Source organism: Usitatibacter rugosus (genome assembly GCF_013003965.1).
Classification (GTDB): domain Bacteria; phylum Pseudomonadota; class Gammaproteobacteria; order Burkholderiales; family Usitatibacteraceae; genus Usitatibacter; species Usitatibacter rugosus.
Genome location: NZ_CP053069.1, coordinates 3,088,685 through 3,106,375 on the forward strand (window position 1 = coordinate 3,088,685; position 17,691 = coordinate 3,106,375).

Annotated in this window: 18 protein-coding genes; 17 read left to right on the top strand and 1 reads right to left on the bottom strand. The window is 68.8% G+C overall.

Annotated elements, in window-relative coordinates; translation table 11 throughout:
• Positions 1 to 8 precede the first annotated feature (8 nt).
• Positions 9 to 476 (bottom strand): (2Fe-2S)-binding protein, encoded by a 468-nt coding sequence (locus tag DSM104443_RS14545; protein WP_171093430.1) that lies wholly within the window; start codon positions 474 to 476, stop codon positions 9 to 11.
• A 69-nt stretch (positions 477 to 545) separates the two neighbouring features.
• On the opposite strand from DSM104443_RS14545, the gene DSM104443_RS14550 reads away from it, so the two are divergent.
• The 17 genes from DSM104443_RS14550 to DSM104443_RS14630 all read left to right on the top strand — a co-directional run bounded on the left by DSM104443_RS14550 (position 546) and on the right by DSM104443_RS14630 (position 17,648).
• The gene (locus tag DSM104443_RS14550; protein WP_171093432.1) at positions 546 to 1,013 is read left to right on the top strand and encodes a YybH family protein; all 468 of its coding nucleotides are present in this window, start codon (positions 546 to 548) and stop codon (positions 1,011 to 1,013) included.
• A gap of 187 nt (positions 1,014 to 1,200) precedes the next feature.
• Positions 1,201 to 2,928: an ABC transporter substrate-binding protein gene (locus DSM104443_RS14555; protein ID WP_171093434.1), complete on the top strand. Its 1,728-nt coding sequence runs from the start codon at positions 1,201 to 1,203 to the stop codon at positions 2,926 to 2,928.
• Between the two features lie 9 nt (positions 2,929 to 2,937).
• Positions 2,938 to 3,753 (top strand): type II secretion system protein N, encoded by an 816-nt coding sequence (locus tag DSM104443_RS14560; RefSeq protein WP_171093436.1) that lies wholly within the window; start codon positions 2,938 to 2,940, stop codon positions 3,751 to 3,753.
• Between the two features lie 81 nt (positions 3,754 to 3,834).
• Positions 3,835 to 5,913 (top strand): type II secretion system secretin GspD, encoded by a 2,079-nt coding sequence (gene gspD, locus DSM104443_RS14565; RefSeq protein ID WP_212756693.1) that lies wholly within the window; start codon positions 3,835 to 3,837, stop codon positions 5,911 to 5,913.
• 1 nt (position 5,914) lies between these two features.
• The gene (gene gspE, locus DSM104443_RS14570; RefSeq protein WP_171093441.1) at positions 5,915 to 7,396 is read left to right on the top strand and encodes a type II secretion system ATPase GspE; all 1,482 of its coding nucleotides are present in this window, start codon (positions 5,915 to 5,917) and stop codon (positions 7,394 to 7,396) included.
• 6 nt (positions 7,397 to 7,402) lie between these two features.
• Positions 7,403 to 8,617, top strand: coding sequence for a type II secretion system inner membrane protein GspF (gene gspF / locus DSM104443_RS14575; protein WP_171093444.1), 1,215 nt, complete (start codon positions 7,403 to 7,405; stop codon positions 8,615 to 8,617).
• A 17-nt stretch (positions 8,618 to 8,634) separates the two neighbouring features.
• Positions 8,635 to 9,063, top strand: coding sequence for a type II secretion system major pseudopilin GspG (gene gspG, locus DSM104443_RS14580; protein ID WP_171093446.1), 429 nt, complete (start codon positions 8,635 to 8,637; stop codon positions 9,061 to 9,063).
• Positions 9,038 to 9,505 carry a pilus assembly FimT family protein gene (locus DSM104443_RS14585; protein WP_171093449.1) on the top strand — a complete coding sequence of 156 codons (468 nt, stop codon included), beginning with the start codon at positions 9,038 to 9,040 and terminating at the stop codon, positions 9,503 to 9,505. Before gspG ends, DSM104443_RS14585 begins: the two co-directional genes overlap by 26 nt.
• A complete protein-coding gene (gene gspI / locus DSM104443_RS14590) occupies positions 9,502 to 9,858 on the top strand; it encodes a type II secretion system minor pseudopilin GspI (protein ID WP_171093451.1) in 357 nt (118 codons plus the stop codon). Before DSM104443_RS14585 ends, gspI begins: the two co-directional genes overlap by 4 nt.
• 70 nt (positions 9,859 to 9,928) lie before the next feature.
• On the top strand, positions 9,929 to 10,525 hold the full coding sequence (gene gspJ, locus DSM104443_RS14595) for a type II secretion system minor pseudopilin GspJ (RefSeq protein WP_171093453.1): 597 nt from the start codon (positions 9,929 to 9,931) through the stop codon (positions 10,523 to 10,525).
• Complete coding sequence (gspK, locus tag DSM104443_RS14600) at positions 10,522 to 11,448, top strand: type II secretion system minor pseudopilin GspK (protein ID WP_171093455.1); 927 nt, start codon at positions 10,522 to 10,524, stop codon at positions 11,446 to 11,448. Before gspJ ends, gspK begins: the two co-directional genes overlap by 4 nt.
• Positions 11,448 to 12,536: a type II secretion system protein GspL gene (gspL, locus tag DSM104443_RS14605; protein WP_171093457.1), complete on the top strand. Its 1,089-nt coding sequence runs from the start codon at positions 11,448 to 11,450 to the stop codon at positions 12,534 to 12,536. Before gspK ends, gspL begins: the two co-directional genes overlap by 1 nt.
• A complete protein-coding gene (gene gspM / locus DSM104443_RS14610; protein ID WP_171093459.1) occupies positions 12,533 to 13,000 on the top strand; it encodes a type II secretion system protein GspM in 468 nt (155 codons plus the stop codon). Before gspL ends, gspM begins: the two co-directional genes overlap by 4 nt.
• A gap of 1 nt (position 13,001) precedes the next feature.
• Positions 13,002 to 13,733 (top strand): type II secretion system protein N, encoded by a 732-nt coding sequence (gene gspN, locus DSM104443_RS14615; protein ID WP_171093461.1) that lies wholly within the window; start codon positions 13,002 to 13,004, stop codon positions 13,731 to 13,733.
• Positions 13,730 to 14,686 (top strand): hydrolase, encoded by a 957-nt coding sequence (locus tag DSM104443_RS14620; RefSeq protein ID WP_171093463.1) that lies wholly within the window; start codon positions 13,730 to 13,732, stop codon positions 14,684 to 14,686. The genes gspN and DSM104443_RS14620 overlap by 4 nt, the downstream gene beginning before the upstream one ends.
• On the top strand, positions 14,683 to 16,056 hold the full coding sequence (locus DSM104443_RS14625; RefSeq protein WP_171093465.1) for a phosphomannomutase/phosphoglucomutase: 1,374 nt from the start codon (positions 14,683 to 14,685) through the stop codon (positions 16,054 to 16,056). Before DSM104443_RS14620 ends, DSM104443_RS14625 begins: the two co-directional genes overlap by 4 nt.
• Positions 16,056 to 17,648 carry an adenylate/guanylate cyclase domain-containing protein gene (locus DSM104443_RS14630; protein ID WP_171093467.1) on the top strand — a complete coding sequence of 531 codons (1,593 nt, stop codon included), beginning with the start codon at positions 16,056 to 16,058 and terminating at the stop codon, positions 17,646 to 17,648. Before DSM104443_RS14625 ends, DSM104443_RS14630 begins: the two co-directional genes overlap by 1 nt.
• Positions 17,649 to 17,691: the final 43 nt, after the last annotated feature.

The following is a 17,691-nucleotide window of genomic DNA, read 5'->3' on the forward strand; positions in this document are numbered from 1 at the left end:
GGCGGGCCTCACTTCTTCGCCGGCAGCGCCGCGGCCGCGGTCTTCACCGCCTCGCGAATGCGCTGGTAGGTGCCGCAGCGGCAGAGGTTGCCGTCCATCGCCGCGTCGATGTCGGCGTCGCTGGGCTTGGGGTTCTTCGCGAGCAGCGCGGTGGCCGACATGATCTGGCCCGGCTGGCAGTAGCCGCACTGCACGACGTCCTTGTCGAGCCACGCGGCGCGAACGGCCTTCGTGACCGGCGTGTCCGGCAGGCCCTCGATGGTGTTGATGCGCTTCCCGGCAACCGCGGAGGCCGGCGTGATGCACGAGCGCGTGGCCTCGCCATTCACGTGGACCGTGCAGGCCCCGCACTGCGCCATGCCGCAGCCGAACTTGGTGCCCGTGAGGCCGATCGAATCGCGGATCACCCACAGCAGCGGGGTGTCGGGGGAGGCGTTGAACTGGACGGGGTCGCCGTTGACGAAAAACTTGATCATGATGGCTCCGGGAATCGCGTGGCTCATTCGGGGAACCGTGAACTATAAGCTATCATTCGCTCCCGCTCGATGACCGTACGTTTCATGCCGGAAAAGCGCCGCAAGGACCAGATGTTCCCCACGCCGGACGAGGCCGAAGCCGCGTTCTACGACGCCTTCGAGCGCTCCGACGTCTCCGCGATGATGGCCGTCTGGGCAGCCGACGACGACATCGTCTGCGTCCATCCCCAGGGCCCGCGCCTCGTGGGCTTCGAAGCGATTCGCGAGAGCTGGATGCAGATCTTCGCGTCGGGCACGGCGATCCGCATCCGCACCACCGACGCCCGCCGCTACATGGGCTCCACGATGGCCGTGCATGCCGTGGTCGAGATGCTCTCCGCGCCCGGGGAGCAAGGCGCTTCCGCGCCCGTGTGCGCGACGAATGTCTACGTGCTCACGGAAAATGGCTGGCGGATGACGGTTCATCACGCCTCGCCGGCCGGCGAAGCTCCCCAGGCCGTCCGCGACGTCCCTACCGAAACGCACACGTTGCACTAGCCGCTGCGCGGGTTACTGCAAGGCGTTGTCCACGGATAAACACGGATAAACACTGATGGGCGTCTCGATGTGGGACCCTGCCGCAATGATCCGCGACTCATCCGTGTTTATCCGTGTTTATCCGTGGATATTGCCTTTCGCCCTAGTCCTTTCGCTAGCGAGCGCGAAAGCAGCGGACGTCCGCAAGGTGGTGCGGTACGCATCGCCCAGCGCCGAGGCGAAGCTGGACCCGGTCGCCGAATCGGACGAAGCCTCCGGCGGCATCATGCAGGTGATCTTCGACCCGCTCCTCACCTACGACTTCCTCGCGCGCCCCGCGAAGCTGAAGCCCAACACGGCGGTCGCGCTGCCGGAGGTGACGGACGAGGGTGCCACGTACACGCTGCGCATCAAGCCCGGCATCTTTTTCACGCCCGACCCCGCCTTCGGCGGCAAACCTCGCGAGCTCACGGCCGAGGACTACGTCTTCTCCATCAAGCGCATGTTCGACCCCAAGGTGAGGAGCACGTGGCTCTTCCTGGTCGAAGGCAAGATCCGCGGCGGTGACGAGGCGATGAAGCGCGCCAAGGAAACCGGCCGCTTCGACTTCGACGCTCCGATGGAAGGCCTGCAGGCGCTCGACCGCTACACCGTGCGCATCCGCCTCGTCACCGGCGACTACTCCTTCGCCTACGTGCTCGCGATGGTGCCCACCGGAGCGTTGGCCCGCGAGGTGGTCGAGCGATATTCCGAGGACGTCTCGGGCCACCCCATCGGCACCGGCCCGTTCCTGCTGCGGGAATGGGTGCGCGGCTCGCGCGTCGTGCTGGACGCGAACCCCACTTATCGCGAGGACTACTTCGACGGCGAGCCCGGCCCGGATGAGGAAAGCCGCAAGGTCCACGCCGCGCTCCAGGGCAAGCGCCTTCCGCTCGTGGGGCGCATCGAGTTCTTCACGGTGGAGGAAGCGCAGCCGCGCTGGCTCGCGTTCCTGAACGGCGAGACCGACTACCTGCGGCCTTTCCCGCAGGAGTACGCGAGCTTCGCGATCCCCGGCGGCAAGGTGGCGCCCGCGCTCGCGAAGAAGGGCTACTACGCGGTGCCCGACGAGATCGCGTACACGACGTACACCACGCTCAACACGCAGGAGAAGATCGGCGGCGTGCCCAACGCGCTCGGCGGATTCACGCCCGAACGGATCGCGCTGCGGCGAGCGATCGCGCACGCCTGGCGGATCGACGAGCAGGTGACGATCCTCGACAAGCACACCTCGAGGCGCGCGTACACGCCGCTGCCGCCCGCGGTCTCGGGCCACGACCCCCACTTCGTGAGCCCGACGCTGGAGTACAACCCCGCGAAGGCCAAGGCGCTGCTCGACATGTTCGGCTTCGTCGACCGCGACGGCGACGGCTACCGCGAGAACCCCGACGGCACGCCGCTCTCGTTCGACCACGCGTCGTACCCCACGCTGCGCGAGCGGCAGCGAAACGAGCTGTGGAAGAAGTCGATGGACGACATCGGCCTCCGCGTCACCTTCAACACGGTGGAAAAGCTGCCGTCGCTTCGCAAGCTGGCGCAGCTGGGGCGGGTGCAATCGTTCAGCTACGGATGGATCGCGGACTTCCCGGACGGCGAGAATTTCCTGCAGCTGCTGTGGAAGGGCTCGATCAACCAGGTGAACTACGCCATGTTCGACCTTCCCGAGTACAACGCGCTGTACGAGAAGATGAAGCGCCTTCCCGACGGCCCCGAGCGCAGCGCCCTCATGGCGAGGATGGTGAAGCTGATCCTCGTCTACGTCCCCTGGGTGGTGGAGACGTACAAGACCGAGACGATCCTGGTGCAGCCGTGGATCCTCAACTTCCGGAAGCACCCGTTCAACCACGAGCCGTGGAAGTACCTCGACGTCGACCTCGAACGCCGCGCCCGCGGTTAACATGACGGCATGGCCGCGGCACCCCAACTGACTTCACCCGCATCGCGCGCCGGCACGTTCGTCGTGGCGGCACTCGTGCTCGTGCTCGCGTGGCAGCTCGCCCACTGGACCTGGGTCTTCCTCGCCCCCTCGCCCACCGTGTCGGCTCCGGCTACCGAGGGCACCGCGGATCTCGCGGTCGCTGCCCGCCTCTTCGGAGGCACCGCATCCGGAACGACCGTCGCCACGGCGGCCACCTCGAGCCTGAGGCTGAAGGGCGTCGTGGCGCCCACGCCCGGCACCGCGGCCTCGGCCATCTTCAACACCGGAGCCGCGCGCGACCTCTCGGTCTACATCGGCAACGACGTCATGCCGGGCGTGAAGCTCGTGGAAGTCCTGCCCGATGCCGTGGTGGTCTCGCGCGCCGGGCTTCGCGAGCGGATCGAGCTGGAAACGCGCAAGACCGCGCCCAAGGGCGGCGCGACCAAGCTCGCCGCCGGCACGCCGCAGTTCCGCCTCAACGTCACGTCGGCGGGCAACAGCTTCGCCATCTCGCGCAAGGAATTGGACGAGACCCTGCGCGACCCGGGCCAGCTGAACCTGCTCGGCCGCATCTCGCCCAACAGCTCCGGCGGCGTGAGGATGGAGGCGGCGCCTCCCGGAAGCCTCGCCGCCAAGCTGGGCCTCCAGCCCGGCGACGTGATCAAGCGAGTGAACGGCCAGACCGTCCTTTCGCCCGGGGACCTGGCCGGCCTCTACTCCAAGTTCGCCACCACCTCGACCATCCAGGCCGACGTCCAGCGGGGGTCGGCCACGGTCCAGCTGACCTACGCGATAAACCCGTGAAGTTGCCCTGTCACAACCCCCTGTCATAATTCTGGGTTTGGGCGCAAAATGCCCGATAAATCAAAGAGGAAGCCCCAAAACGTGACACGGTTTCTAAGTTGGTCTGCCGCACTCCTCGCGGCCCTCGCGCTCAACGTTTCGGCCCAGGCCCCGCAGCCCGCCACGCCGGCCGCCGATGAGCGGATCACGCTGAATTTCGTCAACGCCGACATCCAGTCGGTGATCAAGACCATCAGCCAGCACACCGGCAAGAATTTCATCCTCGATCCGCGCGTGCAGGGCACGGTGAACATCGTGTCCGACCGGCCGGTGCCGAAGGACATGCTCTACCAGATGCTGCTCTCCGCGCTGCGCGTGCAAGGCTTCGCCGCGGTGGAGGAAGGCGGCTTCGTGAAGATCGTCCCCGAATCGGAAGCGAAGACGAGCGGCGGGCCCACGGGTGAAGCCGCCACGCGCATCCCCGGCGACCGGATCGTCACGCAGGTCTTCCTGCTGCAGAACGAATCGGCCGTGCAGCTGGTACCCGTGCTGCGCCCGCTGGTGACGGCCAACAACTTCATCGCCGCCTACCCGAACAACAACGCGATCGTCATTACCGACTACGCGGAGAACGTGCGCCGGATCGAACGCATCATCCGCTCGATCGACCTGCCCTCGGGCGCGGACGTGCAGATCATCAAGCTGCAGAACGCTTCGGCCGTGGACATCGGGCAGATGCTGCAGCGCGTGGTGCCCGAGACGGTGGCGCCCGCCAACGCCCCGGGCGCGCAGCCGAAAGCGGCCGTGGCCATCGATCCGCGCACCAACAGCCTGGTCGTGCGCGCCGACAACCCGAACCTCATGAACCGCATCAAGACCCTCGCCCTCGGCCTCGACACGCCGGCAGCGGGCAGCGGCAACATCTACGTCGTGTTCCTGCGCAATGCCGAGGCGGTGCGCATCGCCGACACGCTGCGTGGCCTGCTCTCCGGCAACGAGACCTCGCGCAGCACGACCACGCAGACCACGCCCACCGGCAATACGGCGACGCAAACGACCGCCACTTCCACCCTCGGCAGCAGCCCCGGCACCAGCGGCGCCTCGCCGCTCTCCGGGGCCGCGCCCAGCTCGATCATCCAGGCCTACCCGCCGACCAACTCGATCATCATCACCGCGCCGGAGCCTGTGTATCGGGCGCTCCGCCAGGTGATCGACAGCCTCGACCAGCGCCGCGCGCAGGTCTACGTCGAAGCGTTGATCGTCGAGATCTCCACCGGCCTCGCCCAGGAATTCGGCGTGCAGTGGCAGGGTGCCGGCGACGTCGGCAGCCGCACGGGCTTCGCGGGCACCAACTTCAACACCGGCATCGCAGGGGGCCTGGGCACCAACATCGTCGGCGCCGCGTCGAACTTCCCCGCCTCGCTGGGCCAGGGCCTGAACCTCGGCATCATCGACGGAACGCTGCGGATCCCCGGCACCAACATCGAGGTGCTGAACCTCCAGGTGCTGGCGCGCGCGCTCGAAGGCACCTCCGGCGCCAACGTGCTCTCCACGCCCAACGTGCTCACGCTCGACAACGAAGAAGCGAAGATCACCGTCGGCCAGAACGTGCCGTTCATCACCGGCAGCTACCAGACCGCGAGCCAGGGCTCGGCGGCAAACCCATTCCAGACCATCGAGCGGAAGGACATCGGCATCCAGCTCAAGGTCACGCCGCAGGTTTCGGAAGCCGGTGCGGTGAAGCTCAAGATCTTCCAGGAAGTCTCGAGCATCACGCGCGACAAGGCGCTGGTGCAGTCCGCGGACATCATCACCAACAAGCGCTCGCTCGAATCCACGGTGCTCGTGGACGCGGGCCAGATCGTGGTCCTCGGCGGCCTGATCCAGGACGACCAGCAAGCCACCATCGACAAGGTGCCGCTGCTGGGCGACATCCCCTGGATCGGCTCGCTCTTCAAGTACGAGTCGAGGAACCGCAAGCGCACCAACCTCATGGTCTTCCTGCGCCCCGTGATCCTGAAGGACGACAAGGCCGCCGCGTCGATCACCGCCGACCGCTACGAATACATCCGCGGCCTGCAGGGCGACATGAAGCTGCCGTGGAACGTGCTGCTGCCGGCCGAGTCCGCCAAGGTCCTTCCGCCGCTGGAAGAACAGAAGAGCCAGATTCTCGGAAAATAGGATGACCGCTCCCCTCGAACGCACCGTGAACCCGCAAGAGCTCGATCCACAGGCCGTGCGCCTGCTGCCCTACTCCTTCGCGAAGTCGAAGGGCGTGATCGCCGCGCGCATCGCGAACGGGGCTCTCGAGGTGTGGGTGAAGCCGTATCCGGCGGGTGCCACGCTCGCGGAAGTGCGACGCATGGCGGGCAAGCCCCTCAAGGAGGTGCTGCTCACCGCGGAGGAGTTCGAGCACTGCCTCAATCTCGCCTACACGCGCGAGCCGAACACCGCCGAGACGATCGTCGAGGACATGGGCGAGTCGGTCGATCTCGCCAAGCTCACCGAGGCGCTGCCCGAAGTCGCCGACCTCCTCGAAGCCGAGAACGACGCGCCGATCATCCGCCTCATCAACGCGCTGCTCACGCAAGCCGTGCGCGACGGAGCGTCCGACGTGCACCTGGAGATCTACGAGTCGCGCGCACTGGTGCGCTACCGCGTGGACGGAGCGCTGCGCGACGTGGTCGAGCCCCGCCGCGGCCTGCATCCCGCGATGGTCTCGCGCATCAAGGTCATGGCGTCGCTCGACATCGCGGAGAAACGCCTTCCCCAGGATGGCCGCATCGCGCTTCGCATTGCCGGCCGCCCGATCGATGTTCGCGTCTCCACCATTCCCACCGCCGCCGGCGAGCGCGTGGTGCTGCGCCTGCTCGACAAGCAGGCCGGCCGATTGACGCTCGACGCCCTCGGCATGCCGGCGAACACGCGCGACGAAGTCGACGCGCTGATCCAGCAACCGCACGGAATCTTCCTGGTCACGGGCCCTACCGGCTCGGGCAAGACGACCACGCTTTATTCGGCGCTGAACCGCCTCGACCGCAAGACCCGCAACATCCTCACCGTCGAAGACCCGATCGAATACGAGCTGGATGGCGTCGGCCAAACGCCGGTGAACACGCGCATCGACATGACGTTCGCCCGGGCGCTCCGCGCGATCCTGCGCCAGGACCCGGACGTGGTGATGATCGGCGAGATCCGCGACCTCGAAACCGCGCAGATCGCCGTCCAAGCCTCGCTCACCGGCCACCTGGTGCTCGCCACGCTGCACACGAACGACGCGCCGGGCGCCGTGACGCGCCTGATCGACATGGGCATCGAGCCCTACCTCCTCGCCTCCACGCTGAACGGCGTGCTGGCCCAGCGCCTCGTGCGCAAGCTCTGCGGCGCGTGCAAGACGCCGTTCGAAGCGAACAACGAGCGCACGTACACCGCGGTGGGCTGCGCGGCGTGCAACTTCTCCGGCTACAAGGGCCGCACCGGCATCTACGAGCTGGTGACGGTGGACGACGACCTTCGCAGGCTCATCCACGACTCCGTCTCCGAGCGCGAGCTTCGCGAGCATGCGGTGGCGCACGGCACGACGCGCCTTCGCGAGGATGGGATGCGTTGGGTCAAGGATGGTTCGACCTCGATGGATGAGGTCCTCCGGGTCACCCGGACGTAACTCCGGATGCCCGGGTTCCGCTACCAGGCCTATAACGTCGAGGGAAAGCTCCACAAGGGCGTCCTCGAAGCGGACAGCGCCCGCCAGGCGCGCTCGCTGCTGCGCGACCAGGGCCTCACCCCGCATCGCGTCGAGGTCATCGCCGCCAACGACCCTGCGAGCGGCTCGCGCTTCCGCGCCGTCACCCTTTCGAACACCGAGGTCACGCAGCTCACGCGCCAGCTCGCCTCGCTGCTGGAGGCCGGCCTCACCGTCGAGCAGTCGTTCAACGCGCTGATCGAGCAGGCCGAGGACGAGAGATCGCGCCAGGTGCTGGCCGCGTTGCGCGGTGAAGTGCTCGCCGGCAATACGATCGCCAAGGCACTCTCCGCATTCCCGCGCATCTTCCCCGAGCTTTATCGCACGCTGGTCGCCGCGGGCGAGACTTCCGGGGCGCTCCCGCGCGTGCTCTCGCGGCTCGCCGACTATCTCGAGGACCGCGCCCTGCTCCGCGGCCGCCTGGGCCTCGCGCTCATCTATCCGGCCATCGTCTTCGCCGTCGCGCTCTGCGTGGTGGGCGCGCTGCTGGTCTACGTGGTGCCGCAGGTGGTGCAGGTGTTCCAGCACGCCCACCAGCAGCTCCCGATCATGACGCGCGTGCTGATCGCGTTCTCGAGCTTCCTGCAGGCGACGTGGGTCCTGTGGATCGGGCTCGCGGTGGCCGCCGGGGTGGCGATCCATTTTGCATTGAAGCGGCCCAACTCGCGCGCATCGCTGCATCGCGTCGTCGTGCGCATGCCCGTGATCGGCCGGCTGCTCCGCCGCCTGGACGCCGCGCGCTTCGCCGCCACGCTTTCGATCCTCGTCGGCAGCCGCGTGCCCATCCTGCAGGCACTCGAGGCTGGCACCGGCGTGATGACGCTGACGCCGATGCGCGAAGCGCTCGCCACCGCCACGCGTGGCGTGCGCGAAGGCATGACGCTCTCGCGCGCCCTCGGGGCCACCGGGGCCTTCCCGCCGGTGATGGTGCATCTCATCGCGAGCGGTGAGGCCAGCGGCAAGCTCGACGAAGCGCTCGAGCGCGCGGCCAGGACCCAGCAGAACGACATCGCGGTGCGCCTCGCCGCCTTCGCCGCCATCTTCGAGCCGGCGATGATCCTCCTCATGGGCGGGCTCGTGATGTTCATCGTCATGTCGATCCTGCTTCCCATCTTCCAGCTGAACCAGCTCATCGGAAAATGAACGTGAAATTGACTTCAATGGAGTCTGACCCCATTCATTCGCGAGGCTTCACCCTGATCGAGGTGCTGGTCGTCGTGGCGATCCTCGCGATCCTTGCGGCCATCGTGGTGCCCCGCGTGATGGATCGTCCGGACGAGGCACGCCGCGTGGCGGCCAAGGCCGACACGGCCGCCATCGTGCAGGCGCTCAAGATGTATCGCCTCGACAACGGCTCCTATCCGCAAACGGACCAGGGACTCGCCGCGCTGGTGCAGAAGCCCACGACGAACCCCGTGCCGTCCAACTGGACCAAGCCCTACCTCGACCGCGTACCGAAGGACCCTTGGGGCCGCGACTACCAGTACCTGAGTCCCGGCGTACGAGGCGAGATCGACGTGTTCAGCCTCGGTGCCGACGGCGCGCGCGGCGGGGAAGGCAACAATGCCGACATCGGGAACTGGGACTAGGGGCTTCACGCTCCTCGAAGTCCTGGTCGTCGTCGCCATCGCCGGCTTCATGGTGGCGATCGCCGCGGTGAACCTCTTTCCCGGCGACGAGGAAGTGGCCAAGCGCGAAAGCGGCCTGCTCGCCCTCGCCCTCGAAGACGCGCGCGACCAGGCCTGGTTCGGCGGACGGCCCACCGCGGTCAGCATCGAGGACGCGCGGCTTCGCCAATGGCGCCTCGGCGCCGAGCGCACCTGGGAGCCCGACACGACTCGCGAGAAGGCCCTGGCGGCCGGAGTACGCATCACCTCCCTCTACGTCGATGGCCAGGAGCTGCCGACCAACACGCGCCTCATCTTCCTGCCCGATGGCTTCGGGGTCCCGTTCCGCCTCGGCGTCGACGTGCGCGGCCTCCCGCGAGCGATCGAAGGCGATGCCGCCGGCGCGGTGAGGATCGTGCAGTGAGCCGCGGCTTCACGCTGATCGAGATCCTGGTCGCGGTGGCGATCCTCGCCGTGGCGCTCGCCGCGACGACGCGCGCGGCTGGTGTTGCTACTGACGGTGCCCTGGAAACCCGGCATCGCCTGCTCGCCACCTGGGCCGCGGAGAATCGCGTCTCGGAGATGCGCGCCCGCCGCGTCTTCCCGAACACCGGCTCCACGCAATACACGGCCGAGCAGGCCGGGCTCGGGCTCACGATCGTCGAGGAAGTCAGCAACACCGCGAATCCTACGATTCGCCGCGTCGATCTCTCGGTGGCCGATGCTCGCGACCCCGGACGGGTCCTCACCAAACTCACGGCCTATGTCGCGCAATAGACCCCGCCCCCAAAACCCGGGTCAGAGTGGAGTTTCCCGATGGCCCGGAAACTCCACTCTGACCCGGGTTTTGGGGTTCACGCTGATCGAGTTGCTGGTGGCGCTGGCGATCTTCGCGCTGCTGGCGGCGTTCGCGTATCGCGGGCTCAACGTCCTGCTGGAGAGCCGCGCCTCGCTCGCCAACGAGTCGCGCAAGTGGCGTGACGTGGCGCTGTTCGTGGGCCGCGTGGAGCGCGATCTGCAGGCCGTGCTGAACCGCCGAGCGAAGAACACCTACGGCAACGACATGGCGCCGGTCACCTCCGTCGTGGACCTGGGGCCGAATCCCGCGCCGGGCCTCTCGGTCACGCGCTCGGGCGGCGGCCTCTACGACAACGCCCTCGCCGCTCCGCAGCGCATCGCCTACCGCTTCATGGATGGCCGCGTGATGCGCCTCGCCTGGCCGGCGGTCGATTCCGCGCCGCGCATCGATCCGGCGTCGACGACCGTCATCGAAGGCGTGCGTGGGCTCGCGTTCCGGTTCATGGATCCGCGCGGCGAATGGCGGCCGACGTGGGGCCTGTCGGGCAGCCCCGATGCGATGCCCGCCGCCGTCGAGATGACCCTCGAGCTGGAAACGGGCGAGCGGATCGTGCGCCTCGTGGACCTGCCGGTGGTGCTGCCATGAAGCAGCGCGGCGTCGCCGCCGTCACGGCGCTGCTCATCGTCGCGGTGGCCGCATCCACCGCGATGTTCATGCTCTCGCAGCAATCGGCGCTGCTGAACCAGGCGACCCTCGTCGCCTCGCGGGCGCAGGCCGACCTCTACGCGCGCGCCGGCCTCGACTGGGCGCGCGGCGTCATCGCCGAGGATGGCCGCACCGCGAGCGCCGTCGATTCCCTCGGCGAGCCCTGGGCGCAGCCGATCTCGGCGCTCCCCGTCGAGCGTGCGCTGGTGTCCGGCGTGCTCTTCGACGAGCAGGGCAAGTACAACCTCAACAACCTCGTGGGCCTCGACAAGAAGGCAAGCCTCAACGACGAGAAGATCGCGCGGCGCCTCTTCGCCTCGCTCGGCGTCAACGAGGACCTCGTGCCCGCGGTGATCGACTGGATCGATGCCGACTCCGACCTCGTCGGTACGGCCGGTGCCGAAGATCCGTACTACCTCAGCCTCGCGCGTCCCTACCGGCCGTCCAACCAGCCGATGGTGCAGGTCGAAGAGCTCTACCGCATCCGCGGCTTCGATTCGGCCACGGTCGCGAAGCTGAAGCCGTACGTCACGGCGCTTCCCGCGCGCACGCCGGTGAACGTGAACACCGCCGCAGCCGAGGTGATCCTCGCGATCGCGCCGGAGGTGCCCGCCGAGCAGGTCGCGGCCTTCGTGAAGTCGCGCAACGCCCTGCCGATCAAGTCCCCGCAGCAGATCTTCGAACGCTGGGCCAAGGTGCCCGCGGGCGCGCTCGGCAACGACCTCGACGTGAAGTCGGGCTACTTCATCGCGCGCGTGCAGGTGGCCCAGGACGACGTGCAGCTCGCGAGCGAGGCGCTGATCGAGCGCAAGGCGAACGCCGCCGGGTCCACCGCTATAATCTGGCGCCGCCCCCTGTACTGATGAAGCTCCGCCTCTTCCTCCCCGCCACCGACCGCCTCGACGACGCCACCCCGCTCGCGTGGCTGCTGCTCGACGCGCGCGGCGAGGTGCTGCGCTCCGGGACCTCGCCGATGGCCGACATCCCGCGCGCGGACGACGTCGAGGCCATCCTGCCCGCATCGCGCGTGCTGTTCGCGCGCTTGAAGCTCCCGCGCGTGAACGCCGCGACGATCCGCGAGCTGCTGCCGTTCGCCGTGGAAGATCGCCTGCTCGCCGATCCCGCGCACATCCACGCGGTGGCCGGCGCCACCAACGAAGCCGGCGACACGCTGGTCGCGGTCGTGGATCGCGGCTGGATCGAATCGGCCACGCGCGTGCTCGCTGCGCACGGCATCCGGCCGCGCTCCGCCTGGTGCGAGAGCGCGCTGCTCGCGGGCGGCCAGGGCGATTGGCACGCGGTACTGCGCGACGACCATGGATTCCTGGTGGACGACGAGGGGGTCGCCGTCTCGTTCGACCGCTCGGTCGGCGGCGAGCTGCCGCTTGCCCTTCGCGTCGCCATCGATGAAGCCGGTGGCCGCGGCCAGCGCCCGCACACCGTCCGCCTGCATACCGATGCGAGTGCGACACTGCCCGACCTCGCGCGCTGGAGCGAGCAGGCCGGTATCGCGTTCGCCGCGGGATCGGCGTGGGGCACGATCGTCGCCTCGCCCGCGCCGCGCGGTGCCATCGACCTGTTGCGAGGCGTCGTCACCCCCGGAACCATGCGGGGCGCCGGAATCCTGCCGCGCGCCGCCGTCGTGCTGCTGGGACTGATCGCGTTGCTGCAGCTCGCCTTCACCGCCGTGGATGCGTGGCGCCTGCAGAAGGCCCACGACGCGCTCGTGGCCCGGCAGGAGGAAGTCTTCCGCACCGCATTCCCCGATGCGAAGGTCATCGTGGACCCGTCGCTGCAGCTCTCCCGCAACTTGGCCGACCTGAAGCGAAGCCGGGGCCTGGCTTCCGACGACGATTTCCTCGCGCAGGCGACGAAGGCGGCGCGCGACTTCCCCACCGGCAGCGCGAAGGCGGTGAGCTACGCCAACGGCCGGCTCGAGGTGAAGCCATGAATGCGTTCTGGGCGCAGCGCTCCCCGGGCGAACGCCGGACCCTGCTCATCGGGGGAGCCATCGCCGGAGTGCTGCTCCTCGTGGCGCTGGTGTGGCTGCCGCTCGAACGCTCGCGCTCGCGCATGGCCTCCGAGATCCCGCAGCTCGCTTCCGCGCTCGCGACGATGGAGCGCCAGGCGGGTGAAGTCGCCCGCGTGCGCTCGATGCCCGCGCTCGCCAATGCGACGACGGGCGCCGTGGCCGACCTCTCGACGTCGATCGGCCGGGCGCTGCCCGCGGCGCAGGTGACGATGATCGACGCGAAGCGCATTCGCCTCGCCGCGGCCGACGTGCCGTACGGGGCGCTGCTCGAGACGATCGCCGCGTCGCAATCGAGCCTGGGCCTGCGCGTGGATACCGCGCGCATCGAGGCCCTTCCCGCTGCCGGGCGCGTGCGCGCCGAGCTCGTCCTCTCGCGCCCCTGACATGAACCGCCGCGCTGCCGCGCTCGCCGCCCTCGGCCTCGCGGCCTACCTCCTGTTCCTCGCGGTGCTCACGCCCGCGAGGTTCATCGCCGCGCGGGTCGGGGCCGCGACGCAAGGCACCGTTCGCCTCACCGACGTGAGCGGCCGGTGGTGGCAGGGCGAGGCGCGCGCGAACGGGAACCTCGTCACGTGGACCTTCAAGCCCTCGCGCATCTTCGCGGGACGCATCGCGTTCGACGTTCGCGCCGCGGCGCCGAACCTGGCCCTCGAGGCGGAGGCCGCGCGCGCGATCGGCGGCTGGCAGGCCCGCGATCTCCAGGCACGCGGGGATGCGTCGGCGCTCTCGGCGCTGCTGCCGGTGCTCGCGACGCTTCGTCCCACCGGAGCGTTGACCGTGACGGCCCCGCGCCTCGACTGGGATGGCGAGCGCCTGCGCGGCGCGGCCCAGGCGGAGTGGCGCGGCGCTGTCCTCGCACTCTCCGAAGTGCGTCCCCTCGGCTCCTTCAAGATGAGCCTCGAGGCGATCGACGGCCCTTCGCGCATCACCCTCGCGACGATCGACGGCCCGCTGCGCATCAACGGCCAGGGCACGCTCACGCCGCCCAGGACGTTCGCCTTCACGGGCGAAGCGCGCGCCGACGCGGCCCAGGCCGCGGCACTGGAACCGCTGCTCGCGGTGATGGGCCCCCGCCGCCCCGACGGCGCCTACAGCCTCGACTGGCGTTCGCGATGAGCGAGCCGTTCGTCCCCACGCCCGGCTTCGCCAACGCGCACCTGCAGACCCTCTACGGCTCGCTCTTCACCGCGCGCCCCGACATCGCCTATCGCCGCGAACGCTGGGACACGCACGACGGCGATTTCGTGGACGTGGACTTCGTCGACGGCCCGCCGGGCACGCCGTGGGTCCATCTCTTCCACGGCCTCGAAGGCTCGTCCGATTCGCCGTACGCAAAGCACCTCATGACCCTCGCGAAGCAGCGTGGCTGGCGCGGCAGCGTCTTCAACTTCCGCGGCTGCAGCGGCGAGCCCAACCGCCTCGCGCGCGCCTACCACTCGGGCGACACGCCGGAAGTCGAGTGGGTGCTGGCGAAGTTGAAGGCGCTGGCCGGCGACGTGCCGTTCTACGCAGCCGGTGTCTCGCTCGGCGGCAACGTGCTGCTGAAATGGCTCGGCGAGCAAGGCGAGGCGGCCGTCCCCCGCGTATCGCGCGCCGCGGCGATCTCGGCGCCCGTCGACCTCACCGCGGCCGGCAACGCGCTCTCGACCGGCTTCGCCCAGCTCTACGGCAAGCACTTCCTCGGAACGCTTCGCCGGCGCTCGTTCGACAAGCTCGCGCGCTTTCCCGGGATCTTCGATGCGAACCGTGCCAAAGCGGCGCGCACGCTCCGCGACTTCGACGACGTCGTCACCGCGCCCGTGCACGGCTTCACCGGCGTGGACGACTACTACACGCGCGCCAGCTCCAAGCCGTGGCTCACGAAGATCCGCGTGCCGACGCTGCTCCTCAATGCGCGCGACGATCCCTTCCTTCCCGAGCGCTTCCTGCCGCGTGCCGAGGAGGTCTCGGACCGGGTGGCGATAGAATTCCCGAAGCACGGCGGACACGTCGGCTTCGTGTCCGGCTTCCCGGGGCACGGCCGCTGGCTGCCGAACCGACTCATGCACTTCTTCGAGCAAGGCGAATGATCCTCGACTCCAGCATCTTCAAGGCCTACGACATCCGCGGCATCGTCGACAAGACGCTCACCGAATCGGTCGCGCGCTCAGTGGGCCAGGCCCTCGGCACGCTCGGCGCCGCGAAGGGCGTGAAGAAATTCATCGTCGGGCGAGACGGGCGGCACTCCGGGCCGAAGCTCGCTGCCGCGCTGGCCGAAGGCCTGCAGGCCGCGGGCATGGACGTGATCGACACCGGCGTGGTCGCCACGCCGATGGTCTACTTCGCCACGCACCACTTCGCCACCGGCAGCGGCGTGATGGTCACCGGCAGCCACAACCCGCCCGAGTACAACGGCCTGAAGATGATGGTCGCGGGCGAGACGCTCTCCGGGGAGGCGATCCAGGGCCTGCGCCACATGATCGAGGACGGGGCGATGGTCTCGGGCCGGGGGAAATTCGAGAAGTCGGACGTGCGCGAGCAGTACCTGCAGCGCATCGTGGGCGACGTGAAGCTCGCGCGGAAAATGAAGGTGGCCATCGACTGCGGCAACGGCTCGCCGGGGGCCATCGCGCCGGAGCTCTTCACGCGCCTGGGCTGCGAGGTGGAGGCGCTCTACTGCGAGGTGGACGGCGACTTCCCCAACCACCATCCCGACCCCGCGAAGCCCGAGAACCTCGTCGACCTGATCGAAGCGCTGAAGAAGGGCGACAGCGAGATCGGCCTTGCCTTCGACGGCGACGGCGACCGGCTGGGCGTGGTCACGAAGCGCGGCTCGATCATCTATCCCGACCGGCAGCTGATGCTTTTCGCGGCCGACGTGCTCTCGCGCAATCCCGGCGGCGAGGTGATCTTCGACGTGAAGAGCACCCGCAACCTCTTCGACTGGATCCGCAAGCACGGCGGCAAGCCCACGCTGTGGAAGACCGGGCACTCGCTGATCAAGGCGAAGCTCAAGGAAACCGGCGCCCCGCTCGCCGGCGAGATGAGCGGCCACGTGTTCTTCAAGGACCGCTGGTACGGCTTCGACGACGGCCTCTACGCCGGGGCACGGCTGCTCGAGATCCTCTCGAAAGTCGCCGACCCCACGCAGACGCTGGAGTCCCTGCCCGACTCGCTCTCCACGCCCGAGCTGCACGTGAACGTGCCCGAAGGCGCGAACCACAAGCTGATCGCGAAGATGCAGGCGAGCGCGAAATTCCCCGGCGCGACCGACATCGTCACGCTCGACGGCTTGCGCGTGCACTACGCGGATGGATTCGGGTTGATCCGGGCGTCCAACACGACGCCCGTCCTGGTGATGCGCTTCGAAGCGGATTCCGAGGAAGCCCTGGCGAGGATCCGCGGCGAGTTCGACCGCGTGCTCGCCGAGTTCAACCCCACCTCCGCCAAGCCGCACTGATGGCGCAGCGGGCCACACGGCTCCAGGACCGCATCGTCGTCTTCTTCGTCGGCCTGCTGATGGCGGTGCTGCTGGTGAGCTTCTGGCTGATCCACCTCACGGTCGAGCGCACCGCGCAGGAGGCCGTGCGCGGCAAGCTCCAGGTCGGCGCCCGCGTCTTCCAGCGCCTGCAGAACGACCCGCATGCGCCGGGCACGAAGGTGTGGGACGAGGCGCTGGCGCGCGACCGCAAGTTCCTCACCTCGACGGACATCACGTTCTTCGATGCGTCCACGAATCCGCCGACGCTGCTCGCCAGCACGGTGCCCAGCACGCGCCTGCCGGACCTGCTGAAGACGGCTCCGGAAATCCTCCGGACCGCGCCCGGAACCACGCGGGCGGAGATGATGGGCGAGGAGTTCGAGGTGGTCACGATCGCGCTCGACGACCCGCGCCGGCCCCGTCTCTACGCGGTGCTGCAGCTCTCGGTCGCCGAGGGGCTCGAGAACTACAACCTGCTGCGCGTGGTGATGATCTTCCTCGCGGCGCTGTGCCTGGGCGTCACGCTGCTGGGCTCCATCCGCATCGCGCGGCGCATCACGCGGCCCATCGCCCATCTCGCGGCCGCGGCGCGCGAGATCGAGCGCGGCAACTACGACATCGACGTGAGCGCGACCGGAAGCTCCGAGATCGACGAGCTCGCGAGCGCGTTCAGCGGCATGGCGCGCGGCCTGGTCGAGCGCGACACCATGCGCGACATCCTCGGCAAGGTCTCCTCGCCGCAGGTCGCCGAGCAGCTGCTGAAGGGGGAGATCGAGCTCGGCGGCGCGGAGGTCGAGGCCTCGGTGATCTTCACCGACGTGCGCAACTTCACGGCGCTCGCCGAAACGCTCACGCCGACGCAGAGCCTCGGGTTGCTGAACGAGTTCCTCACCGAGATCAGCCGCATCGTCGAACAGCACGAGGGCGTGGTGGACAAATACATCGGCGACGGGGTGATGGCGGTGTTCGGTGCCCCGGTGCCGCGCGCGGGCGACACGCAGCGCGCCGTGATGGCCGCGATCGCGATCCGCAACGGCGTGCGAGCCCTGGGCGTGCGCCTCGCCGCGCGCGGGATGCCCAACCCCGAGGTCGGATGCGGCCTCAACACGTCGAACATGATCGCGGGCAACATCGGCTCGCCCGAGCGCCTCAACTACACGGTGCTGGGCGACGGCGTGAACCTCGCCTCGCGCCTCGAGGGCCTCACCAAGCGATACCACGTGCCCATCGTCGCGGGCGAGCGCGTGCGCGAGAGATCCGAAGGCTTCGTGTGGCGCGAGCTGGACAAGGTGCGCGTGCGCGGCAGGGTGCGGGCCGAGCGCATCTTCGAGCCGCTCTGCCCCGAGGGAGAGCTCCCGGCCCACGACGCGGAGCTGCTCGCCACCTGGCATGCGGGGCTCGAGGACTTCCGCGCCCGGCGCTGGACGGCCGCGAAGGCCGTCTTCGAATCGCTGCACAGCCACAAGGACTACGTGCGGCTGGGCGACCTCTATCTCGGATACATCCGCGACCTCACGGCGAACCCGCCGGGGCCGGACTGGGACGCCGCCTTCACGCTTTACGAGAAGTGAATAAAGGGGTCAGGACAACTTATTCGAAAAAAGAGGCGTACGA